Origin of the sequence: Planobispora longispora, from assembly GCF_016863135.1 — a bacterium.
GTDB lineage: Bacteria > Actinomycetota > Actinomycetes > Streptosporangiales > Streptosporangiaceae > Planobispora > Planobispora longispora.
On the sequence record NZ_BOOH01000107.1, the window covers coordinates 1 to 851 of the forward strand.

1 protein-coding gene is annotated in these 851 nt (G+C 73.7%); it reads left to right on the top strand.

Translation table 11 applies throughout. The features are described from left to right. Positions 1-851 (top strand): HAD-IC family P-type ATPase (locus Plo01_RS39810; protein WP_203895992.1); only part of this gene is annotated, 851 nt, incomplete at both ends.

Genomic DNA, 851 nt, shown 5'->3' on the forward strand with positions numbered 1-851 from the left:
TCGATCCGGCCACCAAACTCGAGCTGGTGCGCGCGCTGCGCGCCGGCGGCGAGGTCGTCACCATGACCGGTGACGGCGTCAACGACGCCCCCGCGCTGCGCCACGCCGATGTCGGCGTGGCCATGGCCGGTGACGAGGGCACCGATGTGGCCCGCGAGGCCGCCTCCGTGGTCGTCACCAACGGCGAGCTGGGCACCATCGTCACCGGCGTGCGCCACGGCCGCCGGCTGCACCACAACGTCGCCTCGATGATCGGCTACCTGCTCACCGGGAACCTCGCCGAGATCTTCCTCGTGCTGGTCGGCCTGCTGCTCTGGCCGGACCTGGTCGTCCCGCTGCTGCCGGTGCACCTGCTCTGGATCAACCTGGTGCTGGACGGCATCCCGGCCATCGCCCTGGGCATCGACCGGCCGGCCGGTGACCCGCTCAGCCTGCGCCCCCGCCGCGGCGGCCTGCTGTCGCGGCCGGCCGTCACCGAGATGGCGCTGCGGGCGCTGCTGATCGGCGCCCTGGTCTTTGCCGCCGTGGAGATCGCCCGCCAGCTGGGCTGGAGCCAGGAGCAGGTGCGCACCCAGGCCGTGCTGGCCCTGGTCTTCGCCCGGCTGACCTTGGCCTACGTCACCCGCGCCCGCCGCTGGACCTTTGAGCGCGGCTGGTGGCACGGGCGCGCCGTGCTGATCGCGGTGGCCGCCACGTTGGCGCTGCAGGTCCTGGTGACGCTGGCACCGCCGCTCGGCGCGTTGCTGGCGCTGGTGTCGCTGCCGCCGTTGGGCTGGGCCATGGCAGTGGCCGCGGGTCTGGCCACTCCGTTCTTGTGTGATCTGCTGCGCCTGGCCCGTCCCCGCGGGAGG